A 17,144-nucleotide genomic window follows, 5' to 3' on the forward strand; every position below is an offset into this window, starting at 1 on the left:
TTATCTAAACAATTCACTTTCTACTGAGGGTAGTCATTTTTTATGAATAAAAAAGAACTCTATATTGGCGTCATGTCAGGGACCAGCCTAGATGGTATTGATACTGCCTTAGTAGAAATTAACGATAATGAAACGACACTCATTGATTTTGATTGCTATGCCATACCCGAACCTATTAAAAAAAGTATTCTCAGCTTCGCAACAGGACAGTCTACCGATATTGTTACCATTGGGCAGCTCGAGACATCTCTCGGTATTTTATATGCAGATGCCGTGATACAACTTTTAGACAAGACCGGAACCAACGCTTCAGATGTCGTCGCAATTGGTAACCATGGCCAAACGGTATACCACCAACCCACTGGTGACAATCCATTTACCATGCAACTTGGCGATGCCAATATCATATCTGCTAAAACGGGTATTACGACTATTGCCGACTTTAGACGTAAAGATATGGCACTAGGAGGGCAAGGCGCGCCTTTAGTTCCTGCTTTTCATCGAACAATTTTTCAACCAACGCATTCTACCGTAGTGGTTTTAAATATTGGTGGAATCGCCAACATCTCAGTACTTAGACCTGAAATGCCTACCATCGGCTATGATACTGGTCCAGGAAATATGTTATTGGACGCTTGGATATATGAGCAGATAGGTAAGAAGTTTGACGAAGATGGCTTATATGCCACGTCTGGAAAAATTATACCTAAATTACTAAAGCGTCTATGCACCGAAGATTATTTCTCACTAAGTGCCCCTAAAAGCACTGGACGAGAGCTTTTTAATCTAGCTTGGTTAACCGAGATACTCGAGCATTTTGATAACCAATTTTTACCACAAGATGTTCAAGCAACGCTGACAGAATTTACCGCCGTCACTATATGTCAGGAAATAGAAAATCATACGATAGGAACCAATCCAGAGTTACTAGTATGTGGTGGTGGGGCAAACAACCCTTTGTTAATGCAGAAACTCAATACTTATCTTCCCGCTTGGACGGTTTGCACTACGGATGATAAAGGAGTAAGCAGTGATTATATGGAAGCCATCGCATTTGCTTGGTTGGCTTATCGACGAGTGAAGGGATTACCAAGCAATTTACCGGACGTCACCGGAGCCTCTAGATACGCATCTTTAGGTGTTATCTACCCATCTGAGTAATAGGAGTACTCTAATGACCAATGAAGCACTGATCTCTGCCTTATCGCAATTGATATCGGAAGGGCGAAACCCCCACGGCTACAACGGTACGTATTGTCATGCAAGCGACAGAATGCGACGAATCGATTGCTAGATAAACAAAATGGTTTCTTAAGAAAGGCAGTGGAGGGGTGAGCCCCCCTTCCCGGTATCTACTAATAGCAAACCATTAACATGCGAATATGTTTTAGTTTGACTCGTTCCAACCTCTTTGCCACTCCATGCGAAATCGCTGAGACTCTTCAGTACCTTCACACACACCCTCATAGTATTGTCCGGAAAGGCCTATTTGGTAGGCAAAATCAGGATTACAGTACTCTTCAACGCCTTTAAGGTAACCTTGATCATACTCAGCTTGATTTGCTTGACCTAGTTGTTGTAGATCGCTAAAAGAGCGAGAATGATGTCCTTTAATACCATCGGAAAAACCAATTTCGTGCCAATCTCCTTTTTTGGCAAGATCGACATTACTAGATGAGCAAGCCACGACCAAAAATGAAAGTGTTAACACGACCAATTTGTTAAACAACATCAGAAACCCCTTAATATAAATATATGCAATACAAAAATGGTCTATTTTATCTTGAAAGTCAAACACCTATAATTTCAACTTCCACTATTTACTGTTAATTAGAAACCAAACATCGAACTCGATCAATCGAAGTAATAAAACCATTAAATTTACACAGAAACCACTTAATGTTGAATAGTGCCACTCACTCAAGAATCGGATGCAGCTAGCATTCACTCGTTTTAGTATTGACACTGAATTATACAAATTACTAATAACACTGGGACGAATATTATGATGTGGTTTCTCTTTTGTGTCGCGGCCTTAATTGGCGGATACGTTATCTACGGTGCGTTTGTTGAAAAGGTTTTCGGTATTAATGAAAATCGCAAAACTCCAGCGCACACAATGCAAGATGGTGTCGATTTTGTGCCGATGTCAACACCTAAGGTTTACCTTGTACAGTTACTCAATATTGCAGGTGTGGGTCCAATTTTTGGTCCAATCATGGGTGCACTATATGGGCCAGCGGCTCTGTTATGGATTGTACTAGGTTGTATATTTGCTGGTGCTGTTCATGATTACTTCTCTGGAATGCTATCAATTCGTAATAAAGGGGCATCTGTACCTGCGATAACTGGTCGTTACTTAGGTAACGGTGCACGTCATTTTATGAATGTTTTTGCTATCGTTCTTTTACTTTTAGTCGGCGTTGTGTTTGTTTCTGCACCAGCTGGCATGATCACAAACCTTGTGAATGAGCAAACATCTTTCGAAATGTCTAAAGTGAGCATGGTCGTACTCATCTTTGCATACTATATAATCGCAACGATTGTCCCTGTTGATAAAATCATTGGTCGTTTCTATCCGTTCTTTGGTGCATTACTTGTATTCATGTCTGTTGGCTTGATGGCTGCAGTTGCTTTCTCTAGTGAGCACACGGTAATGGGTGGCTTTGTTATCAGTGACCTATTCAATAACATGAACCCGAACAATATGCCTCTATGGCCAGCGCTGTTTATCACTATCGCGTGTGGTGCTATCTCAGGTTTTCACGCAACGCAGTCTCCACTGATGGCTCGATGCATGGAAAATGAAAAGAATGGTCGTTTCGTATTCTTCGGTGCAATGATTGGTGAAGGTATTATCGCTATTATCTGGTGTACACTTGCGCTCTCTTTCTTTGGTTCAGTTGAAGGTCTTCAAGAAGCGGTTAAAGCTGGTGGTCCAGGTAACGTAGTATATAGTGCTTCATTTGGTCTTCTTGGTGTATTTGGTGGTATCTTAGCTTTCCTAGGCGTGGTTATTCTACCTATCACATCAGGTGACACCGCATTTCGTTCAAGCCGTCTCATCCTTGCTGAATACTTTAATGTTGAGCAAAAAACATTGCCAAAACGTCTTCTTATGGCGCTTCCACTATTCGTAGTTGGCGGTATATTAACTCAAGTTGACTTCGGTATTATCTGGCGCTACTTTGGGTTCGCAAACCAATCTACAGCAACTATCATGCTTTGGACCGCGGCGGCTTACCTACTTCGCCACAATAAATTACACTGGATTGCTACTATCCCCGCGATGTTCATGACAACAGTATGTATCTCATTCATCATGAGCAGCGCTAAGTTAGGCTTTGGCTTGCCAATTACCATATCTACTGTAATCGGTGTTGTATCCGCTCTAGGCGCTGCTGCTTACGTTATTACCGTATCGAAAGGCAAGGGTGAAACAGACTTAGCAGATGAAGAGGAACCCGATTCTCCGGTTAAAACTGCATAATCGCTTTAGCTCAACACATAACCTGAGCATTGAATAAAAGTGTTAAGCATTAATTTAAAAGGGTTCCCAATGGGAACCCTTTCTGATGAAACCGCTTTAGCTCAAAAATTATTTCTCAAGTCACATTTTTAATTTGTAACTCCTTGGGCACTTCAAAGAACATATTCTCTTTCCTGCCTTGAACTTCTTCTACTTCCGTTGCTCCCAATTCTCTTATTTTATTAAGAATCTGGTCTACAAGCTCTTCAGGTGCAGATGCACCAGCGGTCACACCAATTTTGGTCACATTTTCAAACCACTCGGCTCGAATGTCCTCCGGACAATCGGTTAAGTATCCTTTTGTGCCCAGTTTTTCTGCAAGCTCTTTTAACCGCGTAGAGTTCGAGGAGTTTTTTGAACCAACGACAACCAATACATCCACCTCCAAAGATAAACCACGAACAGCATCTTGTCTGTTTTGTGTTGCATAACAAATATCGTCTTTTCGAGGACCTTGAATACTGGGATAGACTTCTCTCAACCTGTCTATCACACTGGCTGTTTCATCAACCGATAACGTAGTTTGGCTTACATAATGCAGCTCACTCGGATTCTTAACCACAAGCTTATCTACATCTTCAGGCCTCTCCACGAGGTACATGCCACCATTGTCACTCGCATACTGTCCCATTGTCCCTTCAACCTCGGGATGACCCGCATGACCAATTAGAACCACTTCCATATTTTTTTTGCTCGCTCTCGCGACTTCCATATGCACCTTGGTAACCAATGGGCATGTCGCGTCAAAGACCGTTAAATCGCGAGATTTTGCCTCTTCCCGAACGGCTTGCGATACGCCATGAGCAGAAAAAATAACGATGTTATCATCTGGCACTTCACTGAGTTCTTCAACAAAGACGGCACCTCGCTGTTTAAGCCCTTCAACGACGAAACGGTTATGTACCACCTCATGTCTTACATAGATTGGTGTTTGATATAAATCTAATGCGCGCTCTACGATGCTGATTGCACGATCAACTCCGGCACAAAATCCTCTAGGATTAGCGAGTAATACTTTCATTAATTTGCTCTTGATATATCTTTAGCATTTATTCTACCGATAATATTTCAACTTCAAAGGTAACATCTTGTCCAGCTAAAGGGTGATTAAAGTCAACGGTAACGGAATTACCTGCTATATCGGTTATTATACCGGGAATTTCCATTCCATCAGGTCCAGAAAAGGCCATTATCGTACCAACTTCAACGGCGGCATCACCAACAAATTTTGCTTTGTCCATATGATGTATATTATCTGGATTTGCCGAACCGAATGCATCTGCGGCCTTCAGCTCAACTACTTTAGTATCACCAGGAGATAAACCGATAAGATGACTCTCGAAATTTTCGCTAAGGCTACCATCACCAATAGCTAGTTGAGCCGGTTTACCCATATTATGAGTTGAGTCTGCAACCGAGCCATTACTTAGCTTGATTGTAAAATGCAGAGTGACCGTGCTATTGGATGCAATAGTTGAGTTGTCTAAAGTGACATTAGTTTGAATTTGAGACATGGGTTAAGGCATTCCTTAGTGAAAATAAAGACTTTCCATTTCTCTATTTAACCACCAAGTGAAGATATAAAAAACCACAAGTTTATTCAGGACGTAAGAGTTGTGAGAAAGAGCAGCGTTAGATGCCCATCAATTCATTGAAGAAACGGCTTTCAGTATCGGCAAACAACATATCTTCTTTCTGAAGATCTTGCGTTGGAACTCGGATTTGAGAAGAAGCATTATTTCCATACATACATGACTCTAGTTGCTTCGCCTTTAGATGAAAGGGGATATCTCCCTGCTCAACAACAGACTCAGTAAACAATGTTAAAGCCTCGCGTGGAGTAAGGCCTGCATCCTGACATACTTTTGCAAAAGCCGCTTTTGTCTTGCTATCAACAGGACTCAATTTTAGATTATCGTTACGCATGTCACGGCCCCTCTCATTAATCATTTTGTCATTTATTCCATTCTAGCTTGAATCAACACAGAATCCCATACCATTAAATAAGATAAATTACACCAGAACAATTGTCTCAATTTTAAGAATAACTAAAAATAACACAAGAAGTAAGGCGTTAGAAGGCTTCTAGGTTGGATCTTTACACCTAATTAAGAATATTTTATGTAATAAAAAGAGAACCAAATCACATTTTAAAATACATAAAAAAACACCAGAGGATTAATCTCTGGTGTTTTTTAAAATTAGTTAAGCAATTCCTTACTGACTAATCGCTTTTTCTGCTCCTAAACCCGTCTAATATAATCATTGCCGCACCGATGCAAATAGTGCTATCCGCTAGATTAAATGCAGGCCAGTGATAGGTACCCCAAAACAGATCAAGATAGTCAATTACAAAGCCGTGAACGATTCGGTCGAAAACATTACCAATCGCACCACCAATTATCATTGCATAAGCAATGTTATTCCATTTCTCTTTTGCAGGAAGTTTGCTCATCCAAAAAATAAGCAATCCACTGACAAAGAAAGCAATACTGGCAAAAAACCATCTTTGCCAACCTGCTTCTTCACTCAGAAAACTAAATGCAGCACCATAATTATGTACATAAAGTAGGTTAAAGAAAGGCGTTATCTCTATTCGATTCGCCCAACCGTAATCCATTTTATCCATCACCAATAACTTGATACCGATATCAACAACAAACACCAGAGCCGCCAGCCAAAGCCAACGCACTCCAGATTGTCTAATTGCCAGTGATTTAACGTTCATATCTACCTTTAACTAAACGAAATGACGCTCTTCTCCGTCACCTTCAACGTTTGTAACACAGCGACCACAGATATTCTCGTGACCATTCACCGTGCCTACATCTGCAACATGGTGCCAACAGCGCTCACATTTCTCAGCTTCAGAAGCTTTAACTTCTACATAGAGACCTTCGACTTCCGTCGCCTGTGCTTCATTTGATTTTTCATCAATTGATTTAACGGCTGCTTTTGAAGTCAATAAAACGAAACGTAATTCATCTTCAAGTTTGTTTAATTTCTGTGCTAACGCACTATCAACATACAAGGTTACTTCGGCTTGCAGAGCACCACCAATCACTTTTTCTTTACGAGCAACTTCCAGAAGTTTATTCACCGCCCCGCGGACAGCTTGAACGTCATTCCAGAACTCATCATTTAGCTCTTCACCATCTGATATTCCAAATAGCCCGTCAAACCACTCTTCTGTGAACACGTATTGATTGCGCTTGCCAGGCATTTCATTCCATATCTCATCAGCAGTGAATGACATGATTGGAGCCATCCAACGAACCAATGCTTCTACAATGTAATACAATGCCGTCTGACAGCTACGTTGAGCGTTACCACCATGTTTAGCGGTATACTGGCGATCCTTGATCACATCGAGATAGAACGAACCCATTTCGATAGAGCAGAACTGCATCAAACGTTGCGTTACTCCATGTGTATTATATTCATCGTACGCTTTCTCAATTTCATCTTGTGCTGCTTTTGCACGACCGACAGCCCAACGATCGATTGCAACCATATCTTCTACTGGCACAAGATCTGTTTCTGGATTGAACCCATTTAGATTCGCTAGGAAGAATCGAGCGGTATTACGAATGCGGCGATAGGCATCTGCACTACGTTTTAAGATCTCATCAGACACGGCCACTTCACCAGTGTAATCTGTTGAAGCAACCCACAAACGGAGAATATCCGCACCTAATCGGTTAGTGACATCCTTCGGAGCCACGACGTTACCAATAGATTTAGACATCTTGCGGCCATTGCCATCTACCACAAAGCCGTGAGTTAGCACTTGCTTATAAGGAGCAACACCTTTCATAGCAACAGCAGATATCATTGATGACTGGAACCAACCACGATGCTGATCTGAGCCCTCTAGGTACATATCTGCACTATGGCCGTTAAACTCTTCTCTATTGTCTACAACCGAATAGTGAGTGACACCAGAATCAAACCAGACATCCAAAGTATCGAGTACTTTTTCGTATTTAGTTGCGTCGTCGTCACCAAGCAGTTCGGCAGGATCAACATCCCACCATGCTTGAATGCCTTTTTCTTCTACCAGCTTAGCTACTTTTTCAATAAGTTCTGGGGAATTAGGATGAAGTTCTGCCGTCTCTTTATGAACAAACAAAGCAATCGGAACACCCCAAGTACGCTGACGAGAAATACACCATTCTGGGCGGCCTTCTATCATCCCTTCAATGCGACTTTGACCCCAATCAGGGATCCACTGAACACCTTTAACCGCTTCTAGTGCTTTTGCACGTAGACCGGCTTGATCCATAGACACAAACCATTGTGGCGTGGCCCGGAAAATGATTGGTGTTTTATGACGCCAACAATGTGGGTAGCTGTGCTCATACGCATGATGATGCAATAAAGCACCATGCTCTTTTAGAACCTCTAAAACAGAATCGTTGGCTTTGAATACATGTTGACCTGCAAAAAATTCTGTATCTGGTAAAAATACACCGTTTGAACCAACAGGGTTGGCAGTTTCAAGTCCATATTGCTGGCCAACAACGAAATCTTCTTGGCCATGGCCAGGTGCAGTATGTACAACACCGGTGCCCGCTTCGGTCGTTACGTGATCACCAAGGATAACAGGGACATCAAAATCGTAAAACGGGTGCTTAAAACGAACAAGCTCTAGATCTTCACCAGTCGCAAAACCAAGGTTGTGGTAGTGTTCGATACCAGTACGATCCATCACTTCTTTTGCTAACTCAGATGCAACGATGAGGCGTTGTGGCTTATCACCTTCTACCTGAATTAGAACATATTCTAGATCCGCTCTAACAGTTACCGCACGGTTAGCCGGCAATGTCCATGGAGTTGTCGTCCAGATAACAATAGATACGTCACCTTGACCTTCGTGATCTTTAATTAAAGCAAACTTCTCAACAACCGTTGCTTCATCTTTCGCTGCAAATTTCACATCAATAGATGGGGAGATTTTATCTTTATACTCCACTTCTGCTTCTGCAAGAGCAGAACCACAATCTGTACACCAATGAACAGGTTTGAAACCCTTCAATAGATGGCCTTGATCTGCAATTTTTCCTAGTGCTCTAATGATGTTAGCTTCTGTACCAAAGTCCATTGTGCGATAAGGTTTATCCCACTCGCCCAATATTCCGAGACGTTTAAAGCTCTCCTTTTGCCCTTCAACTTGCACCGCAGCATATTGGCGACATTTCTCACGAAACTCTGCTGCCGTTACTTTTTGTCCTGGTTTGCCTACTTTCTTCTCTACCATTAATTCTATAGGTAGACCGTGGCAATCCCAACCCGGAACGTAAGGTGCATCGTATCCAGCAAGGGTTTTAGATTTAATAATAATGTCTTTAAGAATCTTATTTAATGCATGACCGATATGAATATCACCATTGGCGTAAGGAGGGCCATCGTGCAATATAAAAGATTTTTTGCCTTTCTTAGCTTTACGGATTTCACCGTAAAGATCTTCTTTATACCAACGCTTAAGCATTTCTGGCTCACGATTGGCCAAGTTACCGCGCATTGGAAACCCTGTTTCTGGTAAATTCAGGGTATCTTTATAGTCTGTCATTGATTCTTAATTCCGTTATCTTGGGCGAGCGTTAGACATTATTTAACCGACATTTCGGCTAATTCTCTAGCTGATGCAACCACACCCTTGCTGCTTCAGCATCCATTTTTATTTGTTGTTTCAATGCTTCGAACGAATCGAAACGTTTTTCATCTCGAAGTTTCTTTAATAGAGCAACTTCGAGCTGCTTTCCATATAAGTTATCACTAAAATCAAATAGGTGTACTTCTAACTGTTGACGGACACCATTTACCGTAGGCCGCTGACCTATATTCGCAACACCACCAATAGGCTTATTGCCGATACCATGTACTTGTACTACATACACACCGGATACAGGTGAAACACAACGCTTTAACGGTATATTAGCCGTTGGAAAGCCGATGGTTCTGCCTAGTTTTTGTCCATGCGACACACGACCATTGATACTGTATGCTCGGCCAAGCAGCATTTCCGCCGCCGCTAAGTCATTGTCGCTAAGCGCCTTTCTAATAGCCGTACTACTGACTCTTTGTTCTTGCACACAAAAGCTTTGTGTACTCACGACTTCAAAGCCATATTTTATGCCCGCTTCTTGAAGCATAGAGAAGTTTCCTGCTCTATCTTTACCAAAGCAAAAATCATCGCCTACAACCAAAAACTTAACACCCAACCGCTTGACTAATAAGTCACGGATAAATGACTCAGCTGACCATTCGGCGAAACGCTTGTTAAAGTTAACACACAGTAATCGGTCAACGTTCAGCTTCTTCAGTTGAACATACTTGTCGCGTAAGCGACTGAGCCTTGCTGGTGCCCTATCTCTGGCAAAAAGCTCCATCGGCTGAGGCTCAAAAGTCATGACGGTTGAGACAAGATCCAGAAGCTTAGCTTGATGAGCAACCTGACTTAATACTTTCGAGTGTCCTAAATGAACCCCATCAAAATTACCAATAGTCAGAACGCACCCTTTATGATGCGCTTTTATATTGTGAATGCCTCGAATCAGTTCCATTGGATCAATTACAAACTCAAATTTATTAATATCATTAGTGCGAAACCGACGGATTATATACCAAACATCCTTTGTCCGTAACTGCTTTTATAGCTAAGCAACGTAACACATTTCCTTTAATATCCAAGAATATTATTAGGAGGGTGCCTTTTAAAGAAAAAAACCGCTATTTAATGGGTGATAATTGACTCATACGAACACCCAATAACACTGCCGTAAGTAGGTACGTTATCCCCCCTGCCCCGATCAAGGCTGCGAGTACCATCACTCGCTCCATTAATGTCCAATCAAGCCACAAAGCAATATCGGGTAACTGCCAACGGAGGACATAGACCATCACTATCCCTGCGACAACTAAACGCAGTACAAACATCATAGTTTGCTTAGAGCATCGGTACACATCGGCCATGTGCAAACCACGATACAGTAGCGCCATATTTACAAATGCAGACAGAGCGGTTGCCATCGCTAAACCTACATAGCCATAAAAATAGGCAAAAATAGCATTGAAGACCATATTTGATATCATCGCAATGATGCCATATTTCACAGGCGTTCTTGTATCTTGTCGCGAATAATATCCTGGCGCGAGCACCTTAATAAGCATAAAATTGAGCAAGCCAGATGCATAGGCAAATAGAGACAATGAGGCTTGCTGAACATCATATACGGAAAACTCTCCACGCATAAAAAGTACCATTAACATAGGCTTAGCTAACAACATCAATCCGAGCATTGCAGGAAGGCCTAGCAACACAACCATGCGAACACCCCAGTCCATCGTATTTTTAAAGCCGATGCTATGAGCGTCAACATGATTACGCGAAAGCGCAGGAAGGATGACCGTTGCAATTGCAATACCGAACAAACCCAGAGGAAACTCTAAAAGACGATCAGAGTAATACAGCCAACTAATAGAACCAGTCCCTAAAAAGCTGGCAATAAACGTATCCAACAGAAGGTTAATTTGACTAACAGAGACACCAAATAATGCTGGAATCATCAAGGTACGTATCTTAACCACACCAGGTTCACTCCAACCCCACTGCGGTTTCACTAACATTTTTTCCTTCATCAAAAATGGAATTTGAAACATAAATTGAACCGCTCCCCCCAAAAACACCCCAATGGCGAGACCAATTTCCGGTTGTGCTAGGTTTGGCGAGATAAATAGGGCAGAACCAATAATCATCACATTAAGAAATACCGGAGTGAAAGACGATACGGCGAACTTTCCTAAGGTATTTAATATTGCCCCTGAAAGTGCAACAAATGTGATAAACCAGAGATAGGGGAACGTAATTTTCAACATCAAACTGGCAAGTTCAAACTTGTGTGCCGAAGGGCTATCGTTAAGCCAATCGATGTACCAACCTGCGCCAAAAAGAGCAGTGACAACGCCAGATCCTACTACGCCAAACAAAGTCACTATCGTGACTAACACCCCTAATGTACCCGACACCTTTGCGATCAGTTCTCGCGTTTTTTCTTTATCATCAAGCGCTTGGTATTCGGTCAATACGGGAACAAATGCCTGAGAAAATGCGCCTTCAGCAAATAGACGCCTTAAAAAATTCGGAATTTTGTTGGCAAAGAAGAATACATCCGCACTTGCCCCTGCGCCCATGAGATTCGCGACAACCACATCACGAACTAATCCCAACACACGTGAAATGAGCGTCATTGCACTAACAATTAAGCCTGACTTTAGGAGTCGCTTGCTCACAAACACCTCTTTTATATAGATAATTAGGGACGTTATACACCAGAATCTCACAACCATCCATATTGGTTGGTTTATTTAATGGCATTGGCATAGAAATACTGTTAGAATCCCGCCATCTTAACCGCGTTAACCTAACTATTCCAAAAATTGTGTGGATTAGCTGGGTTTTTGCACAAATCATTTGACATATTGGCGATAAAGAGGCATATTCCTCCGCCTTAAATTGTCACCAAACTAAGTTTCTGGGAGTTAGACCCTTGGCAAACAGTAAATCTGCTAAGAAGCGCGCTATCCAAGCTGAGAAACGTCGTCAGCATAATGCTAGTCGTCGTTCTATGATGCGCACTTACATGAAAAAAACAATCGCCGCTATTGAAGCTGGCGATAAAGAAGCTGCAACAACTGCATTAGCAGTAGTTTCACCAATTCTAGACCGTATGGCGAATAAAGGCGTTATTCATAAGAATAAAGCTGCACGTCATAAGTCTCGTTTCGCTTCTGCAATCAAAGCACTTTAATTAACCCTAGGGTTTTTAAAAGATTTGATTTAAGATAAAAAAAACCGGCGATTGCCGGTTTTTTTATATCTGTAATTTGAGAATTATAAGCTCAAGAGCCGCAATACAAAGAATGAAGCAAGCGAATCATCTCTTTAACTTCGCGACTATATAGCGAATAGTATACTGTCTGTGCCTCTTTTCTTGTCGAAACAAGCCCATCTCGTCTTAACCATGCTAAGTGTTGAGACAAAGCGGATTGACTGAGGCTTAGTTTAGTACACAGTTCACCTACAGATAATTCCTGATCATGCAATATACAAAGGATTTGTAACCTTCTTTCGTTCGCCATCGCTTTCAATAAAGCAACGGCTTGAGCAGAATTTTTTTCCATATCCTGTAGGTTCATTTCGCAATCTCCATCAAACTTAAACTAGCTAGGAATGTCATTGGTTAACTCATCTATTCTTGTAATGTAACTGTTTTTTCCCAATAATAGCGATACAAACTACCGCTATATGACGCTTTCGGCAAGTATCTACACAAGAAAACACTAATTTAGTCAAACAAATTACTAAAATCCGCATCACAAACATTCTTTACCGCAGGGTGTTGAATCATTCTTTCTGCAAATATAACGTAATACTCTTCTTTGAGGTCGTGCACGTTTGCAATTAATTGGAGTGGTGACTCTTCAAGTATTTCAGAAAGATAAAGGTTTGGTGCGAGAAAAATGACATCTTTATGAGATTGGGCAAAGGCTTTCATCAATGCTACGTCATCAAACTCACCTAAAATATTTGCCCTAATACCCTGTTGATCAAACCATTGAGACACCTTTCGTCCCATTGACGTACGACTGCCAGGTACCAAAATTTTTCTCTCTTCTAAAACAACTGGAAAATCGATATCGTCAATTCTGCCATAACAAAAAAAACTTAACGAACACTCACCCAATTTTTTACTGTAAAGGCCGGGGCTTTGAGTCGAATCAACTGGGCAATCTGAAAGAATCATATCCAATTTGTGTTGTGACAATTGTTCGAGTAATAACTCATGGGTTGACTCAAAACAGCGCAGATGAATACTGTTATCTTCAGGAATTGTTGTCATGAGAACTTTGCTCACTAGACGCTTGGAAAGCGCATCCGCGACACCAACATCAAACAATACATTTGATCGTTGACTGTAGTTTACAATATCGAGCATCTCATAGCTTAGTCCAAACATTCTGTCAGAATACTTATATATTAGCTGGCCAAGTTCTGTTGGTTGAACATTTCGACCATTTCGTTTTGTTAGCTTTCCACCCACCCTCTCTTCAAGTGCTTTTATCTGCCCTGTGACCGTTTGAGGGGTCAAAAACAAAGCATCAGCGGCTTTAGATACAGAGCCTTGCTTGCACACCATCCAAAAATAGTAGAGATGATTATAATTCAAATGTGACATGATAATTTCCAGAGTTCTTTTGACCTAGTTTACTTGATACGCTGTGTTAAACCTAACTTTCGTTATATCCGATCTAAATCCGGATAATGATTGGTTTTTCCGAGGTTTTATATGTCGAAGATGACAGTAAATTTGGTGAGATGTGCACTTTTTTGTCAATTTGTTGGTTAACCTTATAACAAATCATCAAGGCTAAAATGTTTTATCTATTAATTTTCATATAGATAGCGTTTATTTCATACCATACATTCCCCCATAAAACGCCGCCAAACTAAATCATCAATTTTATAAAAGTGTAATATTATTGAAATATTCATTCTCTACTATTCCGATCAGATAAGTAAACTGACTTAAATATGGTCCTGGAGAAAAAAATGAACCAAGCGACAACGAGCGCTACACCGCGACAAAGCTCTATCAAGAATTTGATGCGTTGGGCGAACTTGGTATTCATGCTTTATTTACTTCTGCTTGCTGTTTCAATGGTAGGTGGTGGCTTCAAACTTGCTACTGGCGAGCAAGCTAAGACACTCTTTGAATTCGCATCTCACCCCGTAGCTGGTCTAATGATAGGTTTAGTCGCAACGGCTCTCATCCAATCATCTAGTACTGTCACGTCTATCATTGTGGGCTTAGTAGCAGGTGGTTTACCTGTTGAAACAGCTATTCCAATGATCATGGGTGCCAATATAGGGACCACTGTAACCAATACCTTAGTCAGCCTAGGGCATATGCGTTGCAAGGTTGAATTTAAACGCGCTTTTGCCAGTGCCACTGTTCACGATTTCTTTAATTTGCTTGCGGTGCTTATATTCCTACCAATCGAAATGATGTTTGGTATGTTAGAAAAAATATCTCATTGGTTAATTTCTCCTATGCTTGCCACTGGCGATATGAGTATAAAAGGGTTTAACTTTGTTAAACCTATCACTAAACCTGTCATATCAGCGCTCAAGGAGCCTCTCGGCGCATTTAGTGACAGTATTGCTGGCATCATTCTTATTGCCCTAGGTATCACTACTGTTTTCCTAGCGATCACTGTGATGGGCAAGTTAATGAAAAAACTGATGGTTGGTCGTGCAAAAGACATTCTTCAAAGTGCGATAGGTAAAGGTCCTATACACGGTATCGTATCAGGTTCCATTGTTACCGTTTTGGTACAGTCTTCGTCTACGACAACAAGCTTGATGGTGCCACTCGTAGGTACAGGCGTACTCAAAGTGAGAGATATCTACCCATTCACCTTAGGTGCTAACATAGGGACTTGTATCACGGCTTTACTTGCTGCAACTGCTGTAACGGGGGAATATGCCGTATTTGCGTTACAGATTGCACTGGTTCATTTAACCTTTAATATCCTCGCAACTGTATTCATCTTTGGTATTCCATTCTTACGTGAATTACCACTTAAAGGCGCCGATATTATTTCAGATATGGCAATGAAAAATAAATCCGTCGTCGCTATCTATTTAATTGCTGTATTCATTGTAATGCCGGGTGCCATTCTCGCATTAACGACTTAATGTGATCCTAAACCAAGTTAAATTAGCGGACTCTAAAAACGTAGAACGAGCACCAAGCTAAGTACGTTCATGTTCCGTCAGTTTTCCAGATTGATATTATAAAGGTTCGCGAAAGTAAAAAATCCCCAGTCATCTTAGATGCTGGGGATTTTTAATTCATGTATTCATAGGGTCGAGACTATACCGAAAACGGGTACTTAATCGCATCATGACTCTCATAGCCAATTACTTCAAAATCATCTAATGTGACCCAAGTCTCTAAGTCTTCTAGAGATTGAATCTTAGGATTTATTTTCAGTTGTGGTGCAACTAGAGGCTCCCTTTTTAATTGAACGTCTCTCATCAGTTCTAATTGGTCTTCATATATGTGACCATTAACTATCTTATGATAGGCCAGCCCCGCTTTTTTACCGGTAATCTGAGCCATAATAGCCAAAAATACGTGCACCTGAACCATATTAAAATTAAGCCCCAATGGCACATCACATGAACGTTGAGTGCTATTCAAATACAGGGTATCTCCTAGTAAAGAAAAGTGATGACTGTACATACAAGGCCTTAAACAACCCATGTGAAATTCACCAGGATTATAAAAATTTAAGATTTCACCTCGATCATCATTACCATTCGTTAAATCATCAACAATTTTTTTTAGTTGATCAACAAAACCACCGTCTGGTTTAGCCCATCTACGTCCTTGAACACCATATACCCTGCCCATATCATCATCACCTTTACGATATGGGTTATCCAGCCAAGCCTCATTTAAGTTTGCATTCGCATCCCAAGTTTTGGCGCCTAAATGACGAAAATCTTCCGCATTATCATAGCCTCGAATATAACCAAGTAGCTCTGCAACAGCGGCTTTCCAAAAACTCTTTCGAGTTGTGACAAGGGGAAGTTGGTTATTACCTACATCATAGGTTAAATCCGCATTAATAACCGTCAGGCAACGCTTACCTGTTCGGCTATTTTCAATCCAAACCCCTTCGTCAACAATACGTTGGCACAAATCTAAATACTGCTTCACTTATTTACCTTTAACCGTTTGTATACGACTATCTGTTTTGTACGCCCAAATCATCATCAAAATACCAATTATAATCATTGGAGAAGAGAGTATTTGTCCCATAGACACAAAATTACCAAATAACCCTAAATGCTCGTCGGGTTCTCGGAAATACTCGACAATAAAGCGAAACGAACCATAACCAATTAGGAATAACCCCGATACCGCTCCAGCTGGTCGAGATTTTCGTATGAATACATTCAATATTACAAAGAGTACAACACCTTCTAGAAAAGCTTCATAAAGCTGCGATGGGTGTCTAGGTAAATAACCACCGCTAGGAAAAAGAACCCCCCAAGAAACATCAGTAACACGCCCCCAGAGTTCATCATTCATAAAGTTACCGAGTCGACCCAACCCTAAGCCAAAAGGAACCAGCGGCGCGACAAAGTCTGCAATACTGAAAAATGTACGGCGGTTCCGATATCCATACCATCCCATTGCGGATATAACACCAATCAATCCACCATGGAATGACATACCACCTGTCCAGACTTTAAATAAGTACAGTGGGTCATCCAAAAACAGATCAAAATGATAAAACAACACGTAGCCGATTCTGCCTCCTACCACTACACCTAAAAAACCGGCAAATAGTAAGTCCGAAACCTGTTCTCTTGTCCATCCGCTATTGGGTTGATCTGCCCTTCTATTTGCCAACCAAATAGCGAACATAAACCCAAATAAATACATCAATCCATACCAACGAACCGAAACTGGTCCAAGAGACACGAGGATAGGATCAATCTGTGGAAACTCAATAAAGCCTTGAGCCATAATAATTT

General features: G+C 41.2%; 16 protein-coding genes. 4 read left to right on the plus strand and 12 right to left on the minus strand.

Annotated elements, in window-relative coordinates:
* Window positions 1-42: 42 nt before the first annotated feature.
* Complete coding sequence (locus tag IUZ65_RS13550; RefSeq protein WP_195704222.1) at window positions 43-1,161, plus strand: anhydro-N-acetylmuramic acid kinase; 1,119 nt, start codon at window positions 43-45, stop codon at window positions 1,159-1,161.
* 226 nt (window positions 1,162-1,387) lie between these two features.
* On the opposite strand, the gene IUZ65_RS13555 is transcribed toward IUZ65_RS13550, so the two are convergent.
* Window positions 1,388-1,732 carry a DUF2799 domain-containing protein gene (locus tag IUZ65_RS13555; protein ID WP_195704223.1) on the minus strand — a complete coding sequence of 115 codons (345 nt, stop codon included), beginning with the start codon at window positions 1,730-1,732 and terminating at the stop codon, window positions 1,388-1,390.
* A gap of 273 nt (window positions 1,733-2,005) precedes the next feature.
* Here IUZ65_RS13555 and IUZ65_RS13560 point away from each other — a divergent pair, with 273 nt between their 5' ends.
* Window positions 2,006-3,490: a carbon starvation CstA family protein gene (locus tag IUZ65_RS13560; protein WP_195704224.1), complete on the plus strand. Its 1,485-nt coding sequence runs from the start codon at window positions 2,006-2,008 to the stop codon at window positions 3,488-3,490.
* A gap of 115 nt (window positions 3,491-3,605) precedes the next feature.
* Here the strand turns inward: IUZ65_RS13560 and ispH are convergent, their stop codons facing one another.
* The 7 genes from ispH to murJ form a co-directional block, all read right to left on the minus strand.
* Window positions 3,606-4,550, minus strand: coding sequence for a 4-hydroxy-3-methylbut-2-enyl diphosphate reductase (gene ispH, locus IUZ65_RS13565; RefSeq protein ID WP_195704225.1), 945 nt, complete (start codon window positions 4,548-4,550; stop codon window positions 3,606-3,608).
* A 28-nt stretch (window positions 4,551-4,578) separates the two neighbouring features.
* Window positions 4,579-5,043, minus strand: a complete 465-nt coding sequence (fkpB, locus tag IUZ65_RS13570; RefSeq protein ID WP_195704226.1) for an FKBP-type peptidyl-prolyl cis-trans isomerase — start codon at window positions 5,041-5,043, stop codon at window positions 4,579-4,581.
* A 118-nt stretch (window positions 5,044-5,161) separates the two neighbouring features.
* Window positions 5,162-5,455: a type II toxin-antitoxin system RelB/DinJ family antitoxin gene (locus IUZ65_RS13575; protein ID WP_195704227.1), complete on the minus strand. Its 294-nt coding sequence runs from the start codon at window positions 5,453-5,455 to the stop codon at window positions 5,162-5,164.
* Between the two features lie 298 nt (window positions 5,456-5,753).
* On the minus strand, window positions 5,754-6,257 hold the full coding sequence (gene lspA / locus IUZ65_RS13580) for a signal peptidase II (RefSeq protein WP_195704228.1): 504 nt from the start codon (window positions 6,255-6,257) through the stop codon (window positions 5,754-5,756).
* A gap of 12 nt (window positions 6,258-6,269) precedes the next feature.
* Complete coding sequence (gene ileS / locus IUZ65_RS13585) at window positions 6,270-9,101, minus strand: isoleucine--tRNA ligase (protein ID WP_195704229.1); 2,832 nt, start codon at window positions 9,099-9,101, stop codon at window positions 6,270-6,272.
* A gap of 58 nt (window positions 9,102-9,159) precedes the next feature.
* A complete protein-coding gene (gene ribF, locus IUZ65_RS13590; protein ID WP_195704230.1) occupies window positions 9,160-10,095 on the minus strand; it encodes a bifunctional riboflavin kinase/FAD synthetase in 936 nt (311 codons plus the stop codon).
* Window positions 10,096-10,261: 166 nt separating this feature from the next.
* Window positions 10,262-11,821 (minus strand): murein biosynthesis integral membrane protein MurJ, encoded by a 1,560-nt coding sequence (gene murJ, locus IUZ65_RS13595; RefSeq protein ID WP_331275666.1) that lies wholly within the window; start codon window positions 11,819-11,821, stop codon window positions 10,262-10,264.
* A gap of 257 nt (window positions 11,822-12,078) precedes the next feature.
* Here murJ and rpsT point away from each other — a divergent pair, with 257 nt between their 5' ends.
* A complete protein-coding gene (gene rpsT, locus IUZ65_RS13600; RefSeq protein WP_195704231.1) occupies window positions 12,079-12,339 on the plus strand; it encodes a 30S ribosomal protein S20 in 261 nt (86 codons plus the stop codon).
* A gap of 91 nt (window positions 12,340-12,430) precedes the next feature.
* On the opposite strand, the gene IUZ65_RS13605 is transcribed toward rpsT, so the two are convergent.
* Both IUZ65_RS13605 and nhaR read right to left on the minus strand, forming a co-directional pair.
* The gene (locus IUZ65_RS13605) at window positions 12,431-12,727 is read right to left on the minus strand and encodes an ArsR/SmtB family transcription factor (RefSeq protein WP_195704232.1); all 297 of its coding nucleotides are present in this window, start codon (window positions 12,725-12,727) and stop codon (window positions 12,431-12,433) included.
* Between the two features lie 149 nt (window positions 12,728-12,876).
* Window positions 12,877-13,767 carry a transcriptional activator NhaR gene (gene nhaR / locus IUZ65_RS13610; protein WP_195704233.1) on the minus strand — a complete coding sequence of 297 codons (891 nt, stop codon included), beginning with the start codon at window positions 13,765-13,767 and terminating at the stop codon, window positions 12,877-12,879.
* Window positions 13,768-14,141: 374 nt separating this feature from the next.
* On the opposite strand from nhaR, the gene IUZ65_RS13615 reads away from it, so the two are divergent.
* Complete coding sequence (locus tag IUZ65_RS13615; RefSeq protein ID WP_195704234.1) at window positions 14,142-15,290, plus strand: Na/Pi symporter; 1,149 nt, start codon at window positions 14,142-14,144, stop codon at window positions 15,288-15,290.
* Between the two features lie 178 nt (window positions 15,291-15,468).
* On the opposite strand, the gene IUZ65_RS13620 is transcribed toward IUZ65_RS13615, so the two are convergent.
* Both IUZ65_RS13620 and lgt read right to left on the minus strand, forming a co-directional pair.
* Entirely contained in the window at window positions 15,469-16,320 is an 852-nt protein-coding gene (locus IUZ65_RS13620; RefSeq protein WP_195704235.1) for a thymidylate synthase, read from the minus strand.
* A complete protein-coding gene (lgt, locus tag IUZ65_RS13625; RefSeq protein WP_195704236.1) occupies window positions 16,321-17,136 on the minus strand; it encodes a prolipoprotein diacylglyceryl transferase in 816 nt (271 codons plus the stop codon).
* Window positions 17,137-17,144: the final 8 nt, after the last annotated feature.

It is taken from the genome of Vibrio sp. VB16 (assembly GCF_015594925.2).
Taxonomy (GTDB): Bacteria; Pseudomonadota; Gammaproteobacteria; order Enterobacterales; family Vibrionaceae; genus Vibrio.